The sequence below is a fragment of the Methylobacterium carpenticola genome (assembly GCF_042748905.1).
In the GTDB taxonomy this organism is placed as follows: Bacteria; Pseudomonadota; Alphaproteobacteria; order Rhizobiales; family Beijerinckiaceae; genus Methylobacterium; species Methylobacterium carpenticola.
On sequence record NZ_JBHZEO010000001.1, the window covers coordinates 6155769 to 6179323 of the forward strand.

At 72.4% G+C, this 23555-nt stretch carries 21 protein-coding genes; 13 read left to right on the forward strand and 8 right to left on the reverse strand.

Annotation, left to right across the window (positions count from 1 at the left end; all coding sequences use genetic code 11):
- Positions 1–41: 41 nt before the first annotated feature.
- Positions 42–1181, reverse strand: a complete 1140-nt coding sequence (locus ACE101_RS28525) for an FtsW/RodA/SpoVE family cell cycle protein (RefSeq protein WP_379137074.1) — start codon at positions 1179–1181, stop codon at positions 42–44.
- Between the two features lie 210 nt (positions 1182–1391).
- Here ACE101_RS28525 and ACE101_RS28530 point away from each other — a divergent pair, with 210 nt between their 5' ends.
- From ACE101_RS28530 to ACE101_RS28550, 5 genes are all read left to right on the forward strand, one after another.
- Complete coding sequence (locus ACE101_RS28530) at positions 1392–4223, forward strand: bifunctional transaldolase/phosoglucose isomerase (protein ID WP_379137077.1); 2832 nt, start codon at positions 1392–1394, stop codon at positions 4221–4223.
- A gap of 94 nt (positions 4224–4317) precedes the next feature.
- The gene (gene gnd / locus ACE101_RS28535; RefSeq protein WP_379137079.1) at positions 4318–5292 is read left to right on the forward strand and encodes a phosphogluconate dehydrogenase (NAD(+)-dependent, decarboxylating); all 975 of its coding nucleotides are present in this window, start codon (positions 4318–4320) and stop codon (positions 5290–5292) included.
- Positions 5293–5305: 13 nt separating this feature from the next.
- Entirely contained in the window at positions 5306–6829 is a 1524-nt protein-coding gene (gene zwf / locus ACE101_RS28540) for a glucose-6-phosphate dehydrogenase (protein WP_379137082.1), read from the forward strand.
- 1 nt (position 6830) lies between these two features.
- Positions 6831–7553 (forward strand): 6-phosphogluconolactonase, encoded by a 723-nt coding sequence (pgl, locus tag ACE101_RS28545; RefSeq protein WP_379137084.1) that lies wholly within the window; start codon positions 6831–6833, stop codon positions 7551–7553.
- A 153-nt stretch (positions 7554–7706) separates the two neighbouring features.
- Entirely contained in the window at positions 7707–8426 is a 720-nt protein-coding gene (locus ACE101_RS28550) for a superoxide dismutase (RefSeq protein WP_379137087.1), read from the forward strand.
- A gap of 44 nt (positions 8427–8470) precedes the next feature.
- Here the strand turns inward: ACE101_RS28550 and ACE101_RS28555 are convergent, their stop codons facing one another.
- On the reverse strand, positions 8471–9556 hold the full coding sequence (locus tag ACE101_RS28555) for a 2'-deoxycytidine 5'-triphosphate deaminase (protein WP_379137090.1): 1086 nt from the start codon (positions 9554–9556) through the stop codon (positions 8471–8473).
- A gap of 194 nt (positions 9557–9750) precedes the next feature.
- Between ACE101_RS28555 and apaG the strand changes: the two genes are divergently transcribed.
- On the forward strand, positions 9751–10143 hold the full coding sequence (apaG, locus tag ACE101_RS28560) for a Co2+/Mg2+ efflux facilitator ApaG/CorD (protein WP_379137092.1): 393 nt from the start codon (positions 9751–9753) through the stop codon (positions 10141–10143).
- 85 nt (positions 10144–10228) lie between these two features.
- Positions 10229–11413: an acetylornithine deacetylase gene (gene argE, locus ACE101_RS28565; RefSeq protein ID WP_379137095.1), complete on the forward strand. Its 1185-nt coding sequence runs from the start codon at positions 10229–10231 to the stop codon at positions 11411–11413.
- On the opposite strand, the gene ACE101_RS28570 is transcribed toward argE, so the two are convergent.
- The 6 genes from ACE101_RS28570 to ACE101_RS28595 all read right to left on the reverse strand — a co-directional run bounded on the left by ACE101_RS28570 (position 11414) and on the right by ACE101_RS28595 (position 17352).
- Positions 11414–12037: a LysE family translocator gene (locus ACE101_RS28570; protein ID WP_379137098.1), complete on the reverse strand. Its 624-nt coding sequence runs from the start codon at positions 12035–12037 to the stop codon at positions 11414–11416. It abuts the gene before it with no gap.
- Complete coding sequence (locus ACE101_RS28575; protein ID WP_379137100.1) at positions 12034–13077, reverse strand: DUF2332 domain-containing protein; 1044 nt, start codon at positions 13075–13077, stop codon at positions 12034–12036. Before ACE101_RS28575 ends, ACE101_RS28570 begins: the two co-directional genes overlap by 4 nt.
- Before the next feature lie 165 nt (positions 13078–13242).
- Complete coding sequence (locus tag ACE101_RS28580) at positions 13243–13725, reverse strand: PRC-barrel domain-containing protein (RefSeq protein ID WP_379137101.1); 483 nt, start codon at positions 13723–13725, stop codon at positions 13243–13245.
- Between the two features lie 203 nt (positions 13726–13928).
- Positions 13929–14942, reverse strand: a complete 1014-nt coding sequence (locus ACE101_RS28585) for an Hsp33 family molecular chaperone (RefSeq protein WP_379137103.1) — start codon at positions 14940–14942, stop codon at positions 13929–13931.
- 272 nt (positions 14943–15214) lie between these two features.
- Positions 15215–16159 (reverse strand): ornithine carbamoyltransferase, encoded by a 945-nt coding sequence (gene argF, locus ACE101_RS28590; protein ID WP_379137105.1) that lies wholly within the window; start codon positions 16157–16159, stop codon positions 15215–15217.
- Positions 16159–17352 carry an aspartate aminotransferase family protein gene (locus ACE101_RS28595; protein WP_379137108.1) on the reverse strand — a complete coding sequence of 398 codons (1194 nt, stop codon included), beginning with the start codon at positions 17350–17352 and terminating at the stop codon, positions 16159–16161. The genes argF and ACE101_RS28595 overlap by 1 nt, the downstream gene beginning before the upstream one ends.
- 242 nt (positions 17353–17594) lie before the next feature.
- Between ACE101_RS28595 and ACE101_RS28600 the strand changes: the two genes are divergently transcribed.
- From ACE101_RS28600 to ccoS, 6 genes are all read left to right on the forward strand, one after another.
- On the forward strand, positions 17595–18068 hold the full coding sequence (locus tag ACE101_RS28600) for a RidA family protein (RefSeq protein WP_379137111.1): 474 nt from the start codon (positions 17595–17597) through the stop codon (positions 18066–18068).
- Positions 18065–18820, forward strand: a complete 756-nt coding sequence (locus tag ACE101_RS28605) for a glycerophosphodiester phosphodiesterase family protein (RefSeq protein WP_379137114.1) — start codon at positions 18065–18067, stop codon at positions 18818–18820. The genes ACE101_RS28600 and ACE101_RS28605 overlap by 4 nt, the downstream gene beginning before the upstream one ends.
- 268 nt (positions 18821–19088) lie before the next feature.
- On the forward strand, positions 19089–20579 hold the full coding sequence (gene ccoG, locus ACE101_RS28610) for a cytochrome c oxidase accessory protein CcoG (RefSeq protein ID WP_379137117.1): 1491 nt from the start codon (positions 19089–19091) through the stop codon (positions 20577–20579).
- Positions 20580–20607: 28 nt separating this feature from the next.
- On the forward strand, positions 20608–21108 hold the full coding sequence (locus ACE101_RS28615) for a FixH family protein (RefSeq protein WP_379137120.1): 501 nt from the start codon (positions 20608–20610) through the stop codon (positions 21106–21108).
- 9 nt (positions 21109–21117) lie between these two features.
- Positions 21118–23394 carry a heavy metal translocating P-type ATPase gene (locus tag ACE101_RS28620; RefSeq protein WP_379137123.1) on the forward strand — a complete coding sequence of 759 codons (2277 nt, stop codon included), beginning with the start codon at positions 21118–21120 and terminating at the stop codon, positions 23392–23394.
- Positions 23391–23528, forward strand: coding sequence for a cbb3-type cytochrome oxidase assembly protein CcoS (ccoS, locus tag ACE101_RS28625; protein ID WP_379137126.1), 138 nt, complete (start codon positions 23391–23393; stop codon positions 23526–23528). The genes ACE101_RS28620 and ccoS overlap by 4 nt, the downstream gene beginning before the upstream one ends.
- The last annotated feature ends 27 nt before the right edge of the window (positions 23529–23555 follow it).

Consider the following 23555-nt stretch of genomic DNA (forward strand, 5'->3'; position numbering starts at 1 on the left):
TAGGCAGGTTGGGCGCCGAGATCACCCCCCGGGCGCAGAGCCTATCGCGCCAGCCCCTCGTCGCGGTTGAGGAGCGCGGTGCGCGGGCGGCGGCGGGTGAGCGCGACCAGGAAGCCCATGCCGAGCGCGAGCGAGATCAGCGAGGAGCCGCCGTAGGAGACGAAGGGCAGCGTCATGCCCTTGGCCGGCATCAGCCGCACGTTCACCAGCATGTTGATGCAGGCCTGGAGGCCGAACAGGGTGGTGAGGCCGGTGATGGCGAGGCGGCAGAAGATGTCCTCGCTGCGCCGCGCCAGCATCAGCCCGCGCATCACGATGAAGGCGAACAGCAGAACGAGGCCGATGCAGGCGATGGTGCCGAATTCCTCGCCCGCCACCGAGAAGATGAAGTCGGTATGCGCGTCGGGCAGGTGGCGCTTGGCGACGCCCTCCCCCGGTCCGGTGCCGAACCAGCCGCCCACGTTGAAGGATTCCTTCGACCAGAAGCCCTGGAAGTTCTCGCTCGGGTCCTTGTCGAGGAAGCGGTTGATGCGGTCGCGCACGTGGGGCAGGAACTCGTACGCCGCCGCCACGCCGAGCAGGCCGGCGCCGCCGAGGCCCGCCACCCAGATCCAGTGCAGGCCCGCCACGAACACCATGCAGCACCACACCATGGTGAGCAGCATGGTCTGGCCGAAATCCGGCTGCATGATCAGCGGCACGATGGTCATCGGCAGCATGACCAGGGCGAGGAGGCCGCCCGGCATGTCGCGCCGCCGCGAACCCTCCGCGAAGGCCCAGGCCGCCAGCACCACGAAGGCCGGCTTCACGAATTCGGAGGGCTGCACGCCGATGGAGCCGAACTGGATCCAGCGATGCGCGCCCTTGATCTCGGGCCCGTACTTGGTGGCGAGCACGCACAGCACGATGCCGACCGAGTAGGTCACCAGGGCGAGCCGCCGCACGTGGCGCAGCGACAGGAAGGACACCGCCAGGATCAGCCCGATCGTCGGGACCAGATAGGCCACCTGCCGGTTGAGGAAGTGGAAGGTCGGCAGCCCGAGCCGCTCGGCCACCGGCGGGCCGCCCGCCATCAGGAAGACGAGGCCGATGGTCATCAGGGCGCCGAGGCCGGCGAGCAGCGCCCGGTCGACGGTCCACCACCAGTCGCCGAGATGCGAGCGTTCCGCACGGGACATCATGGCTGTCAGGGATCCTCGCTGGCGGGCCGGGACGCGCCCGCGCCGGGCCGCATCGGCCAGGCAACACGTCCGGGGGAGCATCGGGCCGAATGGTAAACCGGGCGTTTCCGGCTCCGGGGAGCGCATGATCCACCGCGGTACGCGCTTCTTCCTCTGGACAGCGGCGTCCGGTTCGCCACATTCCGGCGGGACACCCTCAAGGAGGCCGGCATGAATCCGCTCAAGGCGCTGCACGCGGAACAGGGGCAGGCCGTGTGGCTCGATTTCGTGGCACGCGGCTTCGTCGCCAAGGGCGACCTGAAACGCTTGGTGGTGGAGGACGGGCTGCGCGGCGTCACCTCGAACCCGGCGATCTTCGAGAAGGCGATCGGCCATTCGGACGAGTACGACGACGCCCTGCGCCAAGCCGGCGATGCGCGGGTGATCGACCTCTACGAGGGGCTCGCCATCGCGGACATCCAGGCCGCCGCCGACGTCCTGCGGCCGGTCTACGACGCGAGCGGCGGCCAGGACGGCTTCGTGAGCCTCGAAGTCTCGCCCTACCTCGCCATGAACACCGAGGAGACCCTGGCCGAGGCCCGCCGCCTCTGGGCCGCCGTCTCCCGCGACAACCTGATGGTCAAGGTGCCGGCCACTCCCGAGGGGCTGCCGGCGATCCGGGCGCTCACCGCCGAAGGCATCAACGTCAACATCACCCTGCTGTTCGCGCAGGACGTCTACGAGGAGGTGGCGAACGCCTATATCGGCGGCCTGGAGGAGCTGGCCGCCAAGGGCGGACCGGTGGAGCGGGTCGCGAGCGTGGCGAGCTTCTTCGTCAGCCGCATCGACGCGAACGTCGATGCCGCGCTCGACGCGCTGATCGCCAAGGCCGGCGCGGCGGAGAAGGCCCCTCTCGAAGCCCTGAAGGGCAAGGTCGCCATCGCCAACGCCAAGCTCGCCTATCAGCGCTACAAGCGCCTGTTCGCCGGCCCCCGCTGGGAGGCGTTGGCGGCCAAGGGCGCGCATCCGCAGCGCCTGCTCTGGGCCTCCACCGGCACCAAGAACAAGGCCTATTCGGACGTCCTCTACGTCGAGGAGCTGATCGGCCCCGATACCGTCAACACCATCCCGCCCTCCACCATGGACGCGTTCCGCGATCACGGCCGGGTGCGGGCGAGCCTGGAGGAGGATGTCGGCGAGGCCGAGCGGGTTCTCGCGCAGCTCGCGCGGACCGGGATCGACCTCGACGCGGTCGCCCGGGATCTGGTGCGCGAGGGCGTGCAGCTCTTCGTCGACGCCGCCGACAAGCTCCTCGGCGCGGTGGCGGGCAAGCGCGCGCAGGTCCTGGGCGAGCGGCTGAACCGGCAGGACCTGGCCCTCGGCGCCCTCAAGGAGCCGGCGGAGGCCGCGGCCGAAGCGTGGCGGGCCAAGGGGCTGGTGCGCCGGCTCTGGCAGAAGGACGCCGCGGTCTGGACCGGAGCCGACGAGGCGCGCTGGCTCGGCTGGCTCGACATCGTGGACCAGCAATTCGCCAAGGCCGGCGACTACGCGACCTTCGCGGAGGAGATCCGCGCCGAGGGCTTCACCGACGCGGTGGTGCTCGGCATGGGCGGTTCCAGCCTCGGGCCGGAGGTGCTGGCCGAGACCTACGGGCCGCGCTCCGGCTTCCCGCGCCTGCGCATCCTCGATTCGACCGATCCGGCCGAGGTGCGGGCGGTCGAGGCGGCCGTGGACCTGCCGCGCACCCTGTTCATCGTCGCCTCCAAGTCCGGCTCGACCCTCGAGCCCAACGTGTTCCGCGACTACTTCCTCGCCCGCATGCGCGCGGTCGTGGGGGCCGACAAGGCCGGCCGGCACTTCGTGGCGGTGACCGACCCGGGCTCGGCGATGGAGAAGGCCGCGCTCGGCGACGGGTTCCGGCGCATCTTCTACGGGGTGCCGGAGATCGGCGGGCGCTACTCGGTGCTCTCGGCCTTCGGGCTGGTGCCCGCGGCGGCGAGCGGCATCGACGTCGCGGCCTTCCTGGAGGAGGCGCGGCGGATGGTGCGCTCCTGCGGGTCGGACGTGCCGCCCGCGCTCAATCCCGGCGTGCAGCTCGGCCTCGCCCTCGGCGTCGCCGCCACCGCCGGGGGCCGCGACAAGGTCACGCTCGTCGCCTCGCCGGGCGTCGCCACCTTCGGGGCCTGGGTCGAGCAGCTCGTCGCCGAATCGACCGGCAAGGAGGGCAAGGGCCTGATCCCGATCGACGGCGAGCCGCTCGGCGCGCCGGAGGTCTACGGCGCCGACCGCTTCTTCGTCTATCTGCGCCTGGAGAACGAGGCGGACGCGGCCCAGGACGCGGGCATCGAGGCTCTGGAAGCGGCCGGGCACCCGGTGGCCCGGATCACGCTGGCCTCCCGCGAGGGGCTGCCGCAGGAATTCTTCCGCTTCGAGATCGCCACGGCGGTGGCGGGGGCGGTGCTCGGCATCAACCCGTTCGACCAGCCCGACGTCGAGGCGAGCAAGATCAAGACGCGGGAGCTGACGGCGGCGGCCGAGCGCGACGGGGCGCTTCCCGCCGAGACGCCGGTGGCGGAGGACGACCTCTTCGCCCTCTACACCGATCCCGCCAACGCGGAGGCCCTGCGCCAAGCCGGGGCGGGCGGCGATCCGGAGAGCTGGATCCGGGCCCAGATCGGCCGGATCGGCACCGGCGACTACGCGGCGCTCCTCGCCTATGTGGAGCGCAACGCCGACCACCTCGCTCCGCTCCAGGCCGCCCGGCTGGCCTTGCGGGACGCCAAGCGGGTGGCGACCTGCGTCGAGTTCGGGCCGCGCTTCCTGCATTCCACGGGGCAGGCCTACAAGGGCGGGCCCGACAGCGGCGTCTTCCTCCAGATCACCGCCCAGCCGGCGCAGGATCTGCCGATCCCCGGCCGTACGATCAGCTTCGGCACGGTGATCGCCGCGCAGGCCCGCGGCGATTTCGGGGTGCTGTCGGAGCGCGGGCGGCGGGCGCTGCGCGTCCACATCAAGGGTGATCTGTCGTCGGGTCTCGATCGCCTCCGCCGAACGCTGACCTAACTGAAGGCGGGGGCAGGGCCGCCTCGGCCCTGCCGGGGTGCGGGGCTGAGCCCCGCCTGCGGGGCGTCAGGCCCCGCGAACCACGGAGGTCGCGATGCAGCTCGGCATGGTCGGTCTGGGGCGGATGGGCGGCAACATCGTGCGGCGCCTGCTCCGCGCCGGCCATACGGCGGTGGTCTACGACCGCAGCCCCGAGGCGGTCGCGGCCCTGGTGGAGGCCGGCGCGACCGGAGCCACCAGCCTGGAGGACGTCGTCGCCAAGCTCGAAGGGCCCCGCGCCGCCTGGGTGATGCTGCCGGCGGGCGCGCCCACCGAGGACACGGTCGACCGCCTCGCCGCCCTGATGCAGGCGGACGACACCATCATCGACGGCGGCAACTCCTTCTACAAGGACGACATCCGGCGGGCCGCCGCCCTGCGCGAGAAGGGCCTGCACTACGTCGATGTCGGCACCTCGGGCGGGGTGTGGGGCCTCGATCGCGGCTATTGCATGATGATCGGCGGCGACAAGCAGGCGGTCGACCGCCTCGACCCGATCTTCGCCACCCTGGCGCCGGGCCTCGGCGAGGTGCCGCGCACCCCCGGCCGCGAGGGCCGTGACCCCCGGGCCGAGCAGGGCTACATCCATGCGGGGCCCAGCGGGGCCGGCCACTTCGTCAAGATGATCCACAACGGCATCGAGTACGGCCTGATGCAGGCCTATGCCGAGGGCTTCGACATCCTGCGGCATGCGAACTCGCCGGACTTGCCGGAGGCGCAGCGCTTCGACCTCGATCTCGGCGACATCGCGGAGGTGTGGCGGCGCGGCAGCGTCGTGTCGTCCTGGCTCCTCGACCTGACGGCGGCGGCGCTCGCCGGGGACGAGCATCTCGACGCCTTCTCCGGCCACGTCGCCGATTCGGGCGAGGGCCGCTGGACCCTCAACGCGGCGATCGAGGAGGCGGTGCCGGCCACCGTGCTCTCGGCGGCGCTCTACGCGCGCTTCCGCTCGCGGGAATCGGCCTCCTTCGCGGACAAGCTGCTCTCGGCGATGCGCAAGGGCTTCGGCGGCCACCAGGAACCGAAGTAGCGGGAGGCGTCCGATGACCGAGAAGACCGGCCGCACCAGCGCCCCGCCCGCCCCCGCCTGCACCCTCGTGATCTTCGGGGCGACGGGCGACCTCACGCACCGGCTCCTGATGCCGGCCCTCTACAACCTCGCGCGCTGGACGCTGCTGCCGGAGGATTTTCACGTCGTCGGCGTCAGCCGCAGCGAGATGTCCTCCGAGGCGTACCGGGCCGACCTCGCCGAGACGGTGCGCGGCTTCATCACCGCCAAGGGCGGCGAGGCCGGCGGCGGGGAGTTCGACCCGGCGATCTGGGACGGGCTCGTCTCCCGGGTGACCTACCTGTCGGGCGACCTCGCGGATGCGGGGACCTTCGCGCGGCTGAAGGCGCATATCGCCGAGGTCTCGGCGGCCCCGGAGGGCGGCAGCGTGCTGTTCTACCTCGCGGTGGCCGCCGCCCTGTTCGGGCCGACGGTGAAGCGCCTCGGCGAGGCCGGGCTGACGGCCGAGCCGGAGGGGGCCTTCCGGCGGGTGATCATCGAGAAGCCCTTCGGCCACGACCTCCAATCGGCCGAGGCGCTCGACCGCGAGATCCTCTCGGTGCTGTCCGAGGGCCAGATCTTCCGCATCGACCATTTCCTCGGCAAGGAGACGGTGCAGAACATCCTGACCTTCCGGTTCGGCAACGGCATGTTCGAGCCGCTCTGGAACCGCGACCACATCGACCACGTGCAGATCACGGTGGCGGAGACGGTGGGGGTCGAGGGCCGCGGGCGCTTCTACGAGGCGACCGGCGCGCTGCGCGACATGGTCCCCAACCACCTGTTCCAGCTCTTCACGCTGGTGGCGATGGAGCCGCCGATCTCCTTCGCGTCGGAGGCGGTGCGCGACAAGAAGCAGGAGGTGCTGCTCGCCACCCGCTCCGCCTCACCGGAGGCGGCGGTGCGCGGCCAATACGCGGCCGGCCGGGTGGAGGGCCGGGACGTGACCGAGTACCGGCGCGAGCCGGATGTCGCCCGAGACAGCCGCACCGAGACCTTCGTGGCGCTCACCCTCGGGATCGACAACTGGCGCTGGGCGGGGGTGCCGTTCTACCTGCGCACCGGCAAGGCGATGACCCGCCGCGACACCGAGATCGCGATCCGCTTCAAGCAGGCGCCGCTGACCCTGTTCCGCGGCACCGACGTGGAGGAGGCGGTCGAGAACTGGCTCGTCCTCCAGCTCCAGCCCGACGAGGGCATCTCCCTGCAATTCGGCGCCAAGGTGCCGGGGCCGGCCGTGCGGCTCCACACGGTGGAGATGCGCTTCTGCTACCGGGACTTCTTCAAGATCGAGGCGAGCACCGGCTACGAGACCCTGATCTACGACGCGATGATCGGCGATCCGACCCTGTTCCAGCGCGCCGACACGATCGAGGAGGGCTGGCGCATCGTGCAGCCGATCATCGATGCTGCCGATCGCGAGCCCGCCCTCTACGAGGCGGGGAGCGCCGGCCCGCGCGAGGCGGAGGATCTGCTCGCCCGCGACGGGCGGGCGTGGCGTCCGCTCGAGGGGCACTGAGATGACGGCCCTGCCCCCCGGCGGCATCGTGCTGCCCGACGCCGATGCGGTCGCCCGCGCGGCGGCCGAGCGGCTGGCCGCCCTCGCCGCGGGCACCGATCGCTGCGCGGTCGCCCTGTCGGGCGGATCGACGCCGAAGCGGCTCTACGCGCTGCTCGCGGGGCCGGAATTCCGCGGTCGGCTGCCCTGGGAGCGGATCCACTGGTTCTTCGGCGACGAGCGCGTCGGGGATTCGCCCGAGGCCGGCAGCAACCGGCGCATGGTGGAGGCGGCGTTCGGGTCCGACACGCCCGTCCCGGCGGGGCACCTGCACCCGATCCCGACCGGGCCCGATCCGGACAGGGCGGCCGCTTCCTACGCGGCCGAACTGCAATCCTTCCACGGCGGTGCGACGCTCGACCCGGGCCGGCCGCTCTTCGACCTCGTGCTGCTCGGGCTCGGCGAGGATGGCCACACCGCCTCCCTGTTCCCGGGCAAGCCCGCGGTCACGGTGACGGATCGCTGGGTGGTGGGCGTGCCGGAGGCGGGCCTCGCCCCCTTCGTGCCGCGGGTGAGCCTCACCCTGCCGGCCCTCGCCTCCTCGCGCCTCTCCCTCTTCCTCGTCTCGGGCGCGGGCAAGCGCGATCCGCTCACGCGGATCGCCGCGGGGGAGGATCTCCCCGCCGGCCGCGTGCGGGCGGCGGGCGAACTGGTCTGGCTGCTCGACGCGGCTGCGGCCGGATGATCCCGCTCCCCTCCTCCACCGCCACGCTCTCCGCAGAAGCGCGTCATTCCGCTGAGTCTCGTGTTCCCGCATCCTTGGCGCCGCCGAGCCGGTGAGCATTTCGGCGCAGGATGCCCGGCTTACGCATCGTCATCCCTGGAGACCGAAGGCCCGATGATCCAGCTTCCCCGCCGTGCCCTGCTCGCGATGCTCGCCGGAGCCACCGTGCTTCGTCCCCGCCTCGGACTGGCCCAGACCGCTCCCGGCGGTCCCTTCACCCTCCCGCCGCTGCCCTACCCGGCCGCCAAGAACCAGCCGCACATCGATGCCGAGACGATGGAGATCCATCACGGCAAACACCACGCGGCCTACGTGAACAACCTGAATGCCGCCGTGGCCAAGCATGGCGACCTCGCCAAGAAGCCGCTGACCGAACTTCTCGCCGGCCTCGGCTCCGTGCCGGAGGACGTGCGCACGGCGGTGCGCAACAACGGCGGCGGCCACGCCAACCACACCATGTTCTGGCAGATCATGGGCGGGGCGGGCGGCGACCCGACCGGCGAGCTGAAGGCCGCGATCGACCGCGACCTCGGCGGCATCGCCAAGCTGCGCGAGGATTTCAACGCCGCGGGTGGCCGCGTCTTCGGCTCGGGCTGGGTCTTCGTCACGGTGACGAAGGACGGCAAGCTCGCCCTCACCGCGCGCCCGAACCAGGACACGCCGCTGATGGAAGGCCAGCGGGTGCTGATGGGCAACGACGTCTGGGAGCACGCCTATTACCTCACCTACCGGAACCGCCGGCCCGACTACCTGAAGGCGTGGTGGAACGTGGTGAACTGGGACAAAGTCGCGGAGCGCTACGCGGCGGCCAAGGCGGGCACGCTGGAGGTGTAGGGAGGCCGTCCCGTCGGAGGCTCGCAGCCCTCCGGCGATCATCGTCACACGAAGTGCTTGGACAGCTTCAGCCCTTGCGCCTGGTAGTTCGAGCCGGCCTGCGACCCGTAGAGGGCCGCGGGCCGCTCGGCCATGCGCTCGTAGACGAGCCGGCCGACGATCTGGCCGTCCTCCAGCATGAAGGGCACGTCGCGCGAGCGCACCTCCAGCACGGCCCGGGACCCGCTGCCGCCCGCGGCGGCGTGGCCGAAGCCGGGATCGAAGAAGCCCGCGTAATGCACCCGGAACTCGCCGACCAGGGGATCGAAGGGCACCATCTCGGCGGCGAAGTCCGGCGGCACCTGCACGCTCTCCTTCGAGGCCAGGATGTAGAACTGGCCCGGATCGAGGATCAGCGTGCCCGAGCCGTCCGCCCGCAGGGGCTCCCAGAACTCGCTCACCGCGTAGGTCTTCGGCCGATCTACGTCGACGAGGCCGGTATGGCGCTTGGCGCGGTAGCCGATCAGCCCGTCGAAGCCGGCGAGGTCCACCGAGACGGCGACGCCGCCCTGGAACGAGGGATCGGCTGCGCTCACGAGCGGCGCCTCGGCATGCAGGCGCGCGAGCGCCGCGTCGTCGAGCCGTACGGCACCCTTGCGGAAGCGGATCTGCGACAGGCGCGAGCCGGTGCGCACCAGCACCGGGAAGGTGCGCGGCGAGATCTCGGCGAAGAGCGGGCCCGCATAGCCCGGCTCCACCATGTCGAATTCCCGGGCCTGATCGGTGATGACGCGGGTGAAGACGTCGATGCGCCCGGTCGAGCTCTTGGGGTTCGCGCTCGCCGCGAGGTCCGGCGGCAGGGCGAGGCCCTCCTGCAATTCGGCGATGTAGACGCAGCCCGTCTCCAGCACCGCGCCCTGGCGCAGGTCGATCTCGTGCAGCTTGAGCTTGGCGAGCGAGGCGGCGACGTCGCGGGTGCGGCCGGGCAGGAAGCTCGCGCGCACGCGGTAGGCCGTGCGGCCGAGCCGCAGGTCGAGGCTCGCCGGCTGGACCTGATCGTCCGCGAACGGCGCCTCGGTGCGGATCACGCCCGCCGCATGCAGGGCCGCGATGCTCTCCGCCGATTGAATTCCGTCGCGCAACTGGACCATGACCGACCATCCTTCGGGCCAGTGTGATCGACGCGGGTTGCCGATCGATGAAGGGCGCGGAGGATCCGCTGCCCGCGTCGGAGGGGGACCCGCATTTCGTGCCGATTGACGGCCGAAACGGCGGACCGTACCACGGCGCGGCTGGGCGGCTGCCCCGGTTTCCGGGTCGGTCGCGTCCCCCGGGAGGCTCCCTGATGTACAAGGCCGAGACCCGCGGCATCAGCGTGATCGTCACGCCCCGGTTCGTGGAGGAGGAATCCTCGCCGGACGAGAGCCGCTACTTCTTCGCCTATACGGTGGAGATCACGAATAACGGGCACGACAAGGTGCAGCTGCGCTCGCGGCACTGGCGCATCGTCGATGGGCGCGGCTCCCTGCAGGAGGTGCGCGGCGCGGGCGTCGTGGGCAAGCAGCCGGTGCTCGGCCCGGGCGAGTCCTTCAGCTACACCAGCGGCTGCCCGCTGCCGACGCCGAACGGCACCATGGAGGGCACCTACACCATGGCCACCGCGGACGGCGAGAGCTTCGAGGCGGCGATCCCGGCCTTCTCCCTCGACGTGCCGCACATGCGGCGGGTCATGCACTGAAGGCATCGCCCGGCGCGTTGGCGGCGGAGCGGGAGAGGCGTAGGCTGGCGCAGCCTCATCCTTTCCCTCCCGCATTCCGAACCCGATGATGACAGCCGGCACCCGCCTGACGCCGCTCGCCATGCTCGAGCGGCTCGTCGCCTTCGACACCGAGAGCGAGAAGTCGAACCTCCCGCTCATCGCCTTCGTCGAGGCGTATCTCGCCGGCTGGGGGGTGCCCTTCGTGCGGGTGCCGAACCGGACCGGCGACAAGGCCGCCCTGTTCGCCACGATCGGGCCGATGCGCGACGGCGGCGTCGTGCTGTCGGGCCATACCGACGTGGTCTCGCCCGCGGGCCAGGATTGGACGAGCGACCCCTTCCGGCTGCGCGTGGCGGACGGGCGGATCTACGGCCGCGGCGCGGTCGACATGAAGGGCTTCTGCGCCCTCTGCCTCGCCCTGGTGCCCGAGATGCTCGCGGCGGACCTGCGCACGCCGATCCACATCCTGCTCTCCTACGACGAGGAGACCACCTGCCTCGGCGTCGTGGATGTGATCGCCCGGCTCGGCGTCGACCTGCCGCGGCCCGCCGCCGTGATCGTCGGCGAGCCGACCAGCCTCGACGTCGCGGACGCGCACAAGAGCGTCGCCACCTACCTGACCACCGTCCACGGCCACGAGGCCCATTCGTCCAAGCCCGCGCTGGGCGCGAACGCGATCATGGCGGCGGCCGAACTCGTGGCGGAACTCAACCGCCTCGCCGACGAGATGATCGCCCGCGGCGATCCGAGCGGCCGCTTCGACCCGCCCTACACCACGGTGCATGCGGGCGTGATCTCCGGCGGCACGGTGCGCAACATCCTGCCCAAGACCTGTGCCTTCGAGTGGGAGTTCCGCGGCCTGCCGGATCTCGATCTCGACGAGATTCCGCGCCGCATGGCGGCCCAGGCGGAGACGGTGACGCGCGAGCGCCTGAACCGCTTCGGTCCCTACGGGCATATCGAGACGGTGCAGGACGCCGCCGTGCCGGGGCTGGCGCCGGAGCCCGGTTCGCCCGCCGAGCGCTTGGCGCTCCGGATCGCGGGCCGCAACCGCACCATCTCGGTGCCCTACGCCACCGAGGCGGGCCGCTTCCAGCGGGCGGGTCTCGCCACCGTCGTGTGCGGCCCCGGCTCCATCGATCAGGCCCACCAGCCGGACGAATACATCACGGTTGCGGCCTTCGAGGCCGGCGAGGCCTTCCTGCGCAACCTCATCCGCGAATGTGCCGCCGGCTGGAACCCGGTCTGATCATCCGGCCGGGCGGCGCGCGAGGGCAAGGCCGAGCCCGGCCCCGATCAGGACGCCGCCGGTGATGCGGCTGCGCCAGCGGCTCCCCGCGCCGAGGAGGCCGCGCAGGCGGCCGGCGAGGACGGCCCACGCCCCGTCGCCGATGACGGCCACGGCCAGGAACGTGCCGGCCAGGAGCAGGAGCTGCGGCAGCGGCTCCCGCCGCGGATCGAGGAATTGCGGCAGGAAGGCGCCGTAGAACAGCAGCGTCTTCGGATTGGTGAGCGAGACCAAGAACCCGCGCAGGACCATCCGGCCGGCGTCGCGCGCCGCCGGAGGCGTGCGGGCGAGGTCGGCGGGCGGCGCCCGCCACGCCCGGATGCCGAGCCAGACGAGGTAGGCCGCACCGACCCAGCGCAGCAGCGCGAACCACCCCGCCAGCAGGGCGAGCAGCGTCGTGGCGCCGAGCACGGTGAGGCCGAGCTGGAGCACCATGGCGGCGCTGGTGCCCGCCACCGTCGCGAGGCCGTGGCGGGTGCCGTACGCCACGCTGTTCGCCACGATGAGGGCGACGTTCGGCCCCGGGATCAGCACGAGGACGAGGCTCGCGCCCAGGAAGGCGAGGTAGAGATCGAGGGGCATCATTCCGGGCCCCAGCGCAGCCATTGCCCGTGCGGATGGGCCGTGGCGAGGCGCCGGCGCGTGCCGTCCGGCCAGAGGGTGAGCGTCAGCCCGCATTCGCGGCCGTCGAACTCGTAGGCGAGCCATGCGAGCGGGGTGTCCGCATCGGCGTGCGCACCCGCCTCCGCCAGCGATGCGGCGATCCGCGCCTGCCCCTCGGGCGGGACATATTGCAGGGCGATCGAGTGCTGCACCACCCGCACCGTGCCGGGAACCGGCGGCTCGGCCAGGCGCTCGGCGAGCCAGAGAACGGCGTCGCCCCGGTCGAGGACCGGCGGATCCTCCAGCGCGCGGGCCATGGCGGCCTCCATGCGGGCGAGTCGGGCCTGCTGGTCGGGCCAGATATAGGCCATGAGGCGCTCGCGATGGCCCGGATCGCGCAGGTCGACCGGCCTGAGATCGACCCCGCGCCGGGACGTCACCGTCACCCGGGCCGCCGGCGGCGGCGGGCCGGTCCAGCCGGGGGCGAGGCGCACGGCCGCCGCCTCATCGCCGACCACGACCCCGCCGAGGTCGTAGGCGTAGCGGTCGAGGATGAGGTTGAGGCCGGCGCTGGCGCCGATCTCCCAGAGGACGATCGGCCGCCCGCCGGTCTCGGCCGCGACGGTCATCAGGCCGGGCATCAGCACGCCGGAGCGGGCGACCTCGTTGGTCTGCGGCGGCCCGTCGAGCCAGGCATCGAGGTCGGGGCCCGCCGCGTCCAGCGCCCGCTCCAGGGCCGCCCAGAGCGGTTCCGGCGCCAGCGGCGCGGGCGGATAGAGGGCGGCGAGGTCGGGCAGCTGCCCGCGGCGCACCAGGGCGTGCAGGGCGCCGCAGAGCCGGAGCGGCAGCGCATCCGCATCCGGCGCGCCGGGCCAGTCGAGGATGCGCCGCCCGGCCGCGGTGCGGCGGTCGAGCCGCTCGGCGACGAGCCCGCAGAGGGCGGCCGTGAACGGCGAGCCCAGCCGGGCGCAATGGCCCGCCTGGATCGCGAAAGCCTGCCGGACCGAACCCTCTGCCGCCATGGTCGCTTCTCCGCGGCAGCAGCCTAAGCAGACTTGCATTGGCAAGCCAGCGCGTCGTCCGCTCAGGTTCCCGGTGTGTCGCCGATTTTCGTCGCAGAACCGGCGATCACTTTCGCGAAACCGGCTTGGCGCAGCCGTACCGCAGGGTCACGACCGGGCGCCGACCTACTTCTTGGCATCCTGCTGGCTGAGGTAGATGTATTCCGGGGCGGCGCGGAGCTGGTCCTTGTCCGTGTCGATCACGGCCTTGAGGGTCTTGTCGTCGACGCGGTCGAGCTGCACGGCGCTGCGGGCGATCGACACGTACTTGGTGCCGATGCCGAGGAAGCCGCCGACCCCGACCACGTAGGATTTCACCGAGAGGTCGGGGTCGAGGACGAGATCCGCCACCGAGCCGATGGTCTCGTTGGCCCGGTTCTGGATCGAGAGCCCGATCAGCTTCGAGGCGACCATCTCGTTCGGCTGCTGGGCCACGAAGGTCGGGCGCAGGTTGTCGTCGAGGGTCGCGGGCGCGGCCGGGGCGGCCGCCGGGGCCTTGGCCTCGGGCTGAGCCGGCGCCGGGTTGGGCGCCGGGCTCGGCGTGTCTTGCGCGGAGGCGGAGAGCGTACCCGCGAGGAGGATCGCGGCGGCGAGGGACAGGCGGGACATGGGGGCTCCGGATCGGGAAGCGCCGGCCGTCGCCGGCCAGCAAACGCCCTACAAGCGGCCGAGCTTCCGCAAAGTTCCCGCGTCCGTCGCGCGTCGTCTCATACGGTTTCCGGATGATCGCTTCGCGATGCGGAAACCGGCCTCGCTCAGGCGCCGCGCGGGCTCGTGATACGGTTTCCGAAAGTGATCTTCCGGAAACCGTATCAGTGCCGGGCGGCGCCCACGATCTCGGCCTCGACCTCGGCCGGATCGAGGTCGTAGTGCCGCGAGCAGAATTCGCAGGTGATGCCGATGCGGCCGTTCTCGCCGACCATGTCGCGCCGGTCCTCGTCCGAGAAGCGGCGGATCATGGTCATCACCCGCTCGCGCGAGCAGCGGCAGGCCTCGTGCACGCCCTGGCCCTCGAACACCCGCACGCCGCGCTCGTGGAACAGCCGGTAGAGCAGCCGCTCGCTCGACACGGTCGGGTCCACCAGTTCGTGGTCCTCGGTGGTGGCGACGAGGGATTTCGCCTCGGTCCAGGCATCGTCCTCGGACGTCGCCGCGTCGTCGAGGCGCTCATGGCCCTCCGGCACGTCGCCGGGCGGCAGGTCGGCCGCGCGCGCACGGTCGATCGATTGCGGCAGGAACTGGACCAGCAGGCCGCCGGCCCGCCAGCTGCGCCGGCCCTCCTCCAGGCGCTCGGCCACGGCGAGGCGCACCCGGGTCGGGATCTGCTCCGACTGGCGGAAATACTGGTGGGCCGCCTCCTCGAAGCCCTGGCCGTCGAGGGCGACCACGCCCTGGTAGCGGCTCTGGGCCGAACCCTGGTCGATGGTCATGGCGAGATGGCCGTTGCCGAGGAGATCGGCCGTGCCCTGCCGGCCCGCGCCCAGGGCCGCGACGCGCTCGGCGTCGAAGCGCGCGGTGGCGCGCAGGCGGTCGGGCGCCTCGAAATCCACCACCACCATGTCGACGGGGCCGTCCGTCTTGGTCTGGAGCTGGAACCGGCCCTCGAACTTGAGGGAGGCGCCGAGCAGCACGGTCAGGGCCGCCGCCTCGCCGAGGGCCCGGGCGACCGGATCCGGATAGCCGTGGCGGCGCAGGATCGTGTCGACGGCCGGTCCGAGCCGCACGATGCGGCCGCGCACGTCGAGGGGCTCCACCGAGAACGGCAGCACGATGTCGTCGCGGCCCTCCGCCGCGAGGTCGGGATGGGGGGAGGTATCGGAGCTCATGTCCTCTCCGGGGCCGGGGCGATGCGCGCCGGCTCGCTCGAACGGATCGATGGTCTCCCGGCGGCGCGGCTCCCATGCCTCCGCTTCCGCCGACAGCCCGGCGGAAAGCCCGGGCGCGCCGGCGTCGGGCTCGACGTCAGCGCGCAAGGTTCGTCGATCGGTCGCCGGATCCCGCCGGGGATCGGCGGGAGCCTGCCTGGATCAGCGAAGGATGGAACCGCCGCGTCGAGAGACCGGCCTGACCCGCGATATGGGGATCCATACCCGGCTTTTCACGCCTCGACGGCGCCGAGGCACCAGGCGAGGATGCCCTTCTGGGCGTGCAGCCGGTTCTCGGCCTCGTCGAAGACCACCGATTGCGGCCCGTCGATCACCTCGGCGGTGACCTCCTCGCCGCGGTGGGCGGGCAGGCAGTGCATGAAGACCGCGTCCTTGGCCGCGGCCGCCATCAGCTTGCCGTTGACCTGATAGGGCATCAGGAGGTTGTGGCGGTGCGCCTCGTCCTCGTCGCCCATCGAGACCCAGCAATCGGTGACCACGGCGTCGGCCCCCGCCACCGCCTCGAACGGGTCGGTGGTGACGTTGACCTCGGCGCCCTCGGCCTTCGCCCAGGCCAGCAGTTCCGGCTTCACGGCCAGTTCCGGCGGGGCCGCGACGTTGAGGCGGAAGTCGAACCGGGCCGCCGCATGCGCCCAGGAGGCGAGCACGTTGTTGGCGTCGCCCGTCCACGCCACGGTGCGTCCGCGGATCGGCCCGCGATGCTCCTCGAAGGTGAGGAGGTCGGCCATGATCTGGCAGGGATGCGAGATCTTGGTGAGGCCGTTGATCACCGGCACCTCGGCATGCTCGGCGAGTTCGAGCATCATGCCGTGGTCGAGGATGCGGATCATGATCGCGTCGACGTAGCGCGACAGGACCCGGGCCGTATCCGCGACGGTCTCGCCGCGGCCGAGCTGCATCTCCTTGCCGGTCAGCATCAGGGTCTCGCCGCCGAGTTCGCGCATGGCCACGTCGAAGGAGACGCGGGTGCGGGTCGAGGGGCGGTCGAACACCATCGCCAGCACCTTGCCGTCGAGGGGGCGCGTGGCCGGCCGCTGGCCCTTGCGGCGGTTGCGCTTCAGCTCGGCGCTGGCGTCGAGCACGGTGCGCAGCTGCCCGGACGAGAGGTCCGTCAGGTCGAGGAAGTGCCGGGGACCGGACTTGATGGGGGCGTTCATCACTCGGCCGCTCCCCGCAGGGCGGTTTCAAAGGAGGCGGCGGCGGCATCCAGGCGGTCGAGCGCCGCGCCCACCTCGGCCTCGCCGATGGTCAGGGGCGGCAGCAGGCGCACCACGTTGTCGCCGGCGGGAATCACGATCATGTGCTGGTCCCGGACGGCCGCGGCGAAATCCGTGTTCGGCACCACGCAGCGCAGGCCCATCATCAGGCCCTCGCCGCGGACATCCGCGATCACGTTCGGGTGGCGGTCCTTCAGCTCGGCGAGCCGCTGCTTGAGCAGCAGGCCGGTCTTGCGGACGGTGTCGAGGAAGCCCGGCGCCAGGATCACGTCGAGCACCGCGTTGCCGACCGCCATGGCGAGCGGGTTGCCGCCGAAGGTGGTGCCGTGGCTGCCCACGACCATCCCGCGGGACGCCTCGCGCGTGGCGAGGCAGGCCCCCATCGGGAAGCCGCCGCCGATGCCCTTGGCCGCCGACATGATGTCGGGCGTCACGCCCGACCATTCGTGCGCGAACAGCTTGCCGGTGCGACCGACGCCGGTCTGCACCTCGTCCATGATCAGGAGGAGGCCGTGCTCGTCGCAGAGCGCGCGCAGGGTGCGCAGCCACTCGGGCGACACCACGCGCAGGCCGCCCTCGCCCTGGATCGGCTCGATCATCAGGGCGGCGGTCTCGGGCGTGATGGCGGCCTTGAGGGCCGCGAGATCGCCGAACGGCACCTGGTCGAAGCCCTCGACCTTCGGGCCGAAGCCCTCGATGTACTTCTGCTGCCCGCCCGCCGCGATGGTGGCGAGGGTGCGCCCGTGGAAGGCGCCCTCGAAGGTCACGATCCGGAACCTCTCCGGCTGCCCGCCGGCGGCGTGGTACTTGCGCGCCATCTTGATGGCGGCCTCGTTCGCCTCGGCGCCCGAGTTCGAGAAGAACACGACGTCCGCGAAGGTGTTGTCGACCAGCCGCTGCGCGAGCCGCTCCGCCTCCGGGACCTCGAACAGGTTCGAGACGTGCCAGACCTTCTGCGCCTGCTCGGTGAGCGCCGCGACGAGGTGCGGATGGGAGTGGCCGAGGGCGTTGACGGCGATGCCGGCGCCGAAGTCGAGATATCGCGACCCGTCTCGGGCGACGAGCCACGCGCCCTCCCCGCGTTCGAACGACACCTTGGCCCTGGCATAGGTCGGCAAGAGGGCGGACGTCACGATTCCGTCTCCGTCGCGGCCGCCCCTGAAGGACGACCAAAAAGAAAGCGCCGCCTCAATCGGGCGGCACGCCCGCGAATACTAAGGATCGCGGCCTCCCCGGTCAACGCCGGCCGCGTCCGGCCGATCCGTCGCGGCGATGTCGCTTGCCTGTGGCAGGCTTGCCATGATCCGTCTTGCCATGGCGGCTCCGGTTGGGCCAGAACCCGGCACCGATTGGCGAACCCTTGAGGAGAGAGCGCATGAGCGCGACGCTCGAACGGCTGAAGGAACTCGGCCACGTCCTGCCCCCGGCCGCGGCCCCGGTGGCGAACTACGTCGCCTTCAAGCGGGCGGGCAACCTCGTGGTGGTGTCCGGCCAGCTCTGCTTCGGCGCCGACGGCCAGCTCGATCCGCGCCACAAGGGCAAGGTCGGCGCCGAGGTGACGCCCGAGGTGGCCACCGAGGCGGCCCGCCTCTGCGCCCTCAACATCCTGGCCCAGCTCCAGGTGGCGGTGGGCAACCTCGACGAATCCGTGGTCAGCTGCATCCGGCTCGGCGGCTTCATCAACGCCGCGCCCGGCTTCTCCGCGGTGGCGGGCGTGATGAACGGCGCCTCGGACCTGATGGTGCAGGTGCTGGGCGACCGCGGGCGGCACGCCCGCTCGACGGTCGGCGTCGCCGAACTGCCCCTCGACGCCGTGGTCGAGGTCGAGGGCATGTTCGAGGTGCGATGAGCGCTCCCCTGACGCCCGACTGGCTGACCGCCCGCCCGATCGCCCATCGCGGCCTGCACGACCGGGTGGCGGGCATCCCCGAGAACACGATCGCGGCCGCGGAGGCCGCGATCGCCGGCGGCTACGCGATCGAGTGCGACGTCCAGCTCAGCGCGGACGGCGAGGTGATGGTCTTTCACGACGAGGCGCTCGGGCGTCTCACCGCGGAGACGGGCCTCGTGCGCGAGCGCCGGGCGGAGGATCTCGCGCGCCTCGCCGTGATGGGCGGGCCGGAGCGGATCCCGAGCCTGCCGGACTTCCTCGGCCGGATCGCCGGGCGCATGCCGCTCGTGATCGAGGTGAAGTCGCGCCACGACGGCGACCTCGCCCTGACGCGCCGGGTCGCGGCGATCGTGGCGGATTACGCGGGGCCGGTCGCGCTCAAGTCCTTCGATCCGCTGGTCGTCGCGGCGTTCGCCGACCTCACGACGGGGATTCCGCGCGGCATCGTCGCGGAGAGCCGGCAGGACGATCCGGCCTACGCCCACCTGACCGCGGAGGCGCGGGCGGGCCTCGCCCATCTCCTGCACTTCGCCGAGAGCCGGCCGGACTTCCTGTCCTGGCGGGTCGACGACCTGCCGAACGCGGCGACCCACCTGTCGCGGCTCCTCGGGAACCGTCCGGTGATGACCTGGACGGTGCGCACGCCGGAGCAGGTCGAGCGGGCGCGGCTTTACGCGGACCAGATGGTGTTCGAGGGCTTCCGGGCCTGAGGCGGCCTTCGAGGCGCGGAGCGGCGCCCGCGACGGCCGAAGGGCCCGGCGGGAGCCGGCCGCTCCGGCACCCGAGAGTCGCATGCGCCTCCGCGCGACCGGCCCGGTCGGCAGGCATCCGGGTCCTTGCGAGCCGTGACCCGTACGGAGAAGGGCCTCCCGAACGGTCGCTCCCCCGGCCCCGTTTGCGGCAGATCAAGGCAGCCCGCCCGCCGATACGCGACGCAGATCCGACATCGCCCGCATCCCCGCGGGCCGGATCTCGTTCATGGACTCCGTCGATACCGCCCCGGCCGCGGGCACCACCACGCTCCTCGTCGGACGCGAGCGCGCCGTCGCGGGCGTCGTTCCCCCGGAGACCGGGGAACTCTACGCGGCGCGCCGCAAGATCCATCCGCAGGGCGTGCGCGGACGCTTCCGGACCATCCGCTGGGCCATCCTCGCGGTGGCGCTCGGCATCTACTACCTCGTGCCGTTCCTGCGCTGGGGCCGCGGCCCGCACGAGCCGTCGCAGGCGGTGCTGATCGATCTCGACCGCGGGCGCTTCTACTTCTTCTCCATCGAGCTGTGGCCGCAGGAGGTCACCTACGTGATGGGCCTGCTGATCCTGGCGGCCTTCACGCTCTTCTTCATGAACGCGGTCGCCGGCCGGGTCTGGTGCGGCTACCTCTGTCCGCAGACGGTCTGGACCGACCTCTTCCTCGCCGTCGAGCGGCTGGTCGAGGGCGACCGCCGCGCGCGGATCCGTCTCGATGCCGCGCCCTGGTCCCTGGAGAAGGTCACCGCGCGGGTTCTCAAGCATGCCATCTGGCTGCTGATCGCGTGGTGGACCGGCGGCGCCTGGGTGCTCTACTTCGCGGACGCGCCCACCCTGGTCGGCGAACTCGCCACCTTCCAGGCGCCGCCGGTCGCCTACGCGGCGATCCTGACCCTCACCGCCACGACCTACATCCTCGCCGGCCACATGCGCGAGCAGGTCTGCACCTACATGTGCCCCTGGCCGCGGATCCAGGGCGCGCTCACCGACGCGGATTCCCTCGCCGTCACCTACCGCTACGACCGCGGCGAGCCCCGCACGGGGGCGAAGCGGGCGCAGGCCCTGCGGGCGGCCGGCCAGCCGGCGGGCGACTGCGTCGATTGCCGTCAATGCGTCGTGGTCTGCCCCACCGGCGTCGACATCCGCGAGGGGTTGCAGATGCCCTGCATCCAGTGCGGCCTCTGCGCGGATGCCTGCGACGCGGTGATGACGAAGCTCGGCCGTCCCACCGGCCTCATCGCCTACGATACGGAGGCGAATTGCGAGCGTCGCCGCCGCGGCGAGGCTCCCGTGATCCGCATCGTCCGGGCGCGCACCGTGCTCTACGCGCTCCTCGTCGCGGCGGTCGGCGGCACCATGCTCTACGGCCTCGCCACCCGCAGCTTCACGGGCCTGAGCGTCCTGCACGACCGCAACCCGCTCTTCGTCACCCTGGCGGATGGTTCGATCCGCAACGGCCTGACCCTGCGCATCGTCAACAAGCGGCCGGTCGCGCGCCACTTCGCGCTCTCCGCGGAGGGCGTCCCCGGCCTGCGGATCGAGGTGGTGGGGGCGCCCGAGGGCCGGCTCGCCGTCGGCCCGGACACCACGCAGGAATTCCGCGCCCTCGCCTTCGCCCCCGCGGGCGCCGTCCTCGACAAGTCCAGCCCGCTCACCCTGCGCATCACGGATCTCGACAGCGGCGAGGCCGCGCAGGCCCAAGACCATTTCAAGGCCCCCTGAACCGCCTCCCTCTCAAGGACACCCGATCATGGCCCACGCCGTCGCGCCCGCCGGCCGTCCCCTCACCGGCCGCCACGTGCTGCTGATCTTCGTCGCGTTCTTCGGCATCATCGCGATCGCGAACGCCTTCCTGGTCACGACCGCCCTGCGGACGTGGTCGGGCCTGGAGGAGAGGTCCCCCTACCATGCGGGCCAAGTCTACAACGCGGAGATCCGGCGGGCGCGCGCCCAGGAGGCCCGCGGCTGGCATCTCGCCAGCGCGGTGACGCGGGAGGGGAGCGATGCCGTCATCACGGTCCGCCTCACCGACCGGAACGAGGCCCCGCTCTCCGGCGTGAGCGTGCAGGCCCGCTTCGAGCGGCCGACCGATCGGCGCCAGGACGTCGTTCTCCCCCTGGCAGCGACCGGGCGCGGCTCCTACGCCGCCCGCGCGGAGGCCCTGCCCCCCGGCCAATGGACCCTCGTCGTGGACGTTGCCGAGGGCGGCGAGCGGGTCTTTCGCCGCCACGGCCGCGTCGTGCTGAACTAGGGGGCTGCGATGGCCTGCTGCACGGATGCGGCGCTCGCCTACGTGGAGGCCCATGCCTCTTGGAGCGCGGCGAACACGCGGCCCTCCCTGCCGCGGGACTATGCGGCCTTCGTGAGCGAGGAGCCGGACGGGGCGCACCGCGCGGCCTTCGCGGTCGAGGGCGTGCGCTGCGCCGCCTGCATCGGCACGATCGAGCGGGGCATCGCGGCGCTCCCGGGCATCGCCGGGGCGCGGCTCAACTTCACCGAGCGGCGGCTCGCCGTGACCTGGGCCCCCGGCGCCGCTCCAGAGGTGGGCGGCGTGCTCGCGGCCCTCGACGGGCTCGGCTACCGGGGCCATCCCTTCGACCCGCGGCGGCGCGACGAGGCGGCCGCCCGCGAGACCGAGCGCCTGATCCGCGCGCTCGCGGTGGCGGGCTTCGCCTCGATGAACGTGATGCTGCTCGCGGTCTCGGTCTGGGCCGGCAACGTCTCGGACATGACGCCGGAGAACCGCGACCTCTTCCACTGGATCCAGGCGCTGATCGCGCTGCCCGCGGCGGCCTATGCGGGACGTCCCTTCTACGAGGGCGCCGTCCGGGGCTTGCGGGCCGGCCGGGTGACGATGGATTTCCCGATCACGCTCGGCGTGGTGCTGACGCTGGTGATGTCGGTGGTCGAGACGGCGCAGGGCGCGGCCCACGCCTATTTCGACGGCGCCACCATGCTGCTGTTCTTCCTGCTGATCGGCCGGGTGCTCGATCAGGTCATGCGCCGCCGCACGCAGACGCTCGCCGAGAATCTCGCGGCTTTGCGCGCGGAGACCGCCGCCCGGATCGAAGCCGACGGAACGGTGCGGGATGTGCCGCTCGCCGATCTCGCCCTCGGCGCGATGGTGCTGGTGCGCCCGGGCGAGCGGGTGCCGGTGGACGGCACCGTGGTGCAGGGGCGCTCCGAGCTCGACCGCAGCCTCGTCACCGGCGAGACGGCGCCCGTGGCCGCGGAGCCCGGCGATACGGTCCATGCCGGCTCGCTCAATGCGAGCGGAGCGCTCACCGTGCGGGTGACGGCGGCCGGCATGGGCACGCTCCTCGACGAGGTCGAGGGGCTGATGCGCCGGGCGCTGGAGGTGAAGTCCCGCGCCCTGGTGCTCGCCGACCGGGCGACGCGCCTCTACGTGCCGGTGGTCCACGCGGCGGCGCTCCTCACCCTGGCGGGCTGGCTCGCGGCGGGCGCCGGACTTCACGCGGCGCTCCTCGCCGCCGTGGCGGTGCTCATCATCACCTGCCCCTGCGCCCTCGGGCTGGCGATTCCGGCCGTGCAGGTGGTGGCCGCGGGAGCCCTGTTCCGCGAGGGCGTGCTGCTCAACGGCGGCGACGCTCTGGAGCGCTTCGCCGCCATCGACACCGTCGTCTTCGACAAGACCGGGACCCTCACCCTGCCCGAGCCGGTCCTGGCGGGTCATTGCGATCCGGCCCAGCTCGCGCTCGCGGCCCGGCTCGCACGGTCGAGCCGGCACCCCATGGCCATGGCGCTCGCCGCCGCCGTGCCGGACGCCCTGCCCTGCCCCGATGCGGAGGAGGCGGCGGGGCTCGGCGTGCGCGCCCGCATCGACGGGGTGCCCGTGCGCCTCGGCTCCCCCCGCTTCTGCGAGGCCGAGACCGAGGCGGCCGAGGCCCTGGCCCGGGATCACGGCGCCTCGGCGATCTGCATGCGGGTGGGAGAGGCGGCCCCCGTGGTCTTCCGGGTGCGGCAGGCCCTGCGTCCCGACGCCCACGCCGTCCTGCGGGCGCTGCGGGCGGCGCGCTACCGGGTTCTGATCCTCTCCGGCGACCGGCCCGAGGCGGTCGCGGCCGTCGCGGGGGCCCTCGACGTCGCCGAGTGGCAGGGCGGCCTCACGCCCCAGGACAAGATCGCCCGCATCGCGGCGCTGGCGCGCGATGGGCGTCGCGTGCTGATGGTGGGCGACGGGATCAACGATGCGCCCGCGCTCGCCGCCGCCCACGCCTCGGTCTCGCCGGTCACGGCGGCGCATGTGAGCCAGGCGGCGGCCGACGCGCTGTTCCTCGGCCGCGGTCTCAGCCCCGTCCTTGCCGCCCTGCGCATCGGCCGCACGGCCCGGCGGCTGATGCTGCAGAACCTGTGGTTCTCGGCGGCCTACAACGCGGCGGCGATCCCGCTCGCGGCGGCCGGTCTGCTGACGCCGCTGATCGCCGCGCTCGCCATGTCGGGCTCCTCCGTCGTGGTCACGCTCAATGCCCTGCGGGCCCGCCGCGCGCCGGCCCTGCCGGAGGCCGCACGCCGATGAACGTCCTCGTCCTGATGATCCCGCTCGCCCTCCTCCTCGGCGGGATGGGGCTCTGCGCCTTCCTCTGGGCCCTGCGGAACGGCCAGTACGAGGACATCGACGGCGCCGAGCACCGGATGCTCGCCGACGATTGAGGCCCTTCCTCGCCGGGCGCTTCCCGG

Coding starts and splice junctions, on each gene's coding strand:
- ACE101_RS28600 (WP_379137111.1), top strand. CDS start 17,595: ATGAGCGCGACGCTCGAACGGCTGAAGGAACTCGGCCACGTCCTGCCC.
- ACE101_RS28555 (WP_379137090.1), bottom strand. CDS start 9,556: ATGGTCCAGTTGCGCGACGGAATTCAATCGGCGGAGAGCATCGCGGCC.
- ACE101_RS28525 (WP_379137074.1), bottom strand. CDS start 1,181: ATGATGTCCCGTGCGGAACGCTCGCATCTCGGCGACTGGTGGTGGACC.
- pgl (WP_379137084.1), top strand. CDS start 6,831: ATGACGGCCCTGCCCCCCGGCGGCATCGTGCTGCCCGACGCCGATGCG.
- ACE101_RS28615 (WP_379137120.1), top strand. CDS start 20,608: ATGGCCCACGCCGTCGCGCCCGCCGGCCGTCCCCTCACCGGCCGCCAC.
- zwf (WP_379137082.1), top strand. CDS start 5,306: ATGACCGAGAAGACCGGCCGCACCAGCGCCCCGCCCGCCCCCGCCTGC.
- argE (WP_379137095.1), top strand. CDS start 10,229: ATGATGACAGCCGGCACCCGCCTGACGCCGCTCGCCATGCTCGAGCGG.
- gnd (WP_379137079.1), top strand. CDS start 4,318: ATGCAGCTCGGCATGGTCGGTCTGGGGCGGATGGGCGGCAACATCGTG.
- ACE101_RS28585 (WP_379137103.1), bottom strand. CDS start 14,942: ATGAGCTCCGATACCTCCCCCCATCCCGACCTCGCGGCGGAGGGCCGC.
- argF (WP_379137105.1), bottom strand. CDS start 16,159: ATGAACGCCCCCATCAAGTCCGGTCCCCGGCACTTCCTCGACCTGACG.
- apaG (WP_379137092.1), top strand. CDS start 9,751: ATGTACAAGGCCGAGACCCGCGGCATCAGCGTGATCGTCACGCCCCGG.
- ACE101_RS28530 (WP_379137077.1), top strand. CDS start 1,392: ATGAATCCGCTCAAGGCGCTGCACGCGGAACAGGGGCAGGCCGTGTGG.
- ACE101_RS28550 (WP_379137087.1), top strand. CDS start 7,707: ATGATCCAGCTTCCCCGCCGTGCCCTGCTCGCGATGCTCGCCGGAGCC.
- ACE101_RS28570 (WP_379137098.1), bottom strand. CDS start 12,037: ATGATGCCCCTCGATCTCTACCTCGCCTTCCTGGGCGCGAGCCTCGTC.
- ACE101_RS28605 (WP_379137114.1), top strand. CDS start 18,065: ATGAGCGCTCCCCTGACGCCCGACTGGCTGACCGCCCGCCCGATCGCC.
- ACE101_RS28620 (WP_379137123.1), top strand. CDS start 21,118: ATGGCCTGCTGCACGGATGCGGCGCTCGCCTACGTGGAGGCCCATGCC.
- ACE101_RS28575 (WP_379137100.1), bottom strand. CDS start 13,077: ATGGCGGCAGAGGGTTCGGTCCGGCAGGCTTTCGCGATCCAGGCGGGC.
- ccoG (WP_379137117.1), top strand. CDS start 19,089: ATGGACTCCGTCGATACCGCCCCGGCCGCGGGCACCACCACGCTCCTC.
- ACE101_RS28580 (WP_379137101.1), bottom strand. CDS start 13,725: ATGTCCCGCCTGTCCCTCGCCGCCGCGATCCTCCTCGCGGGTACGCTC.
- ccoS (WP_379137126.1), top strand. CDS start 23,391: ATGAACGTCCTCGTCCTGATGATCCCGCTCGCCCTCCTCCTCGGCGGG.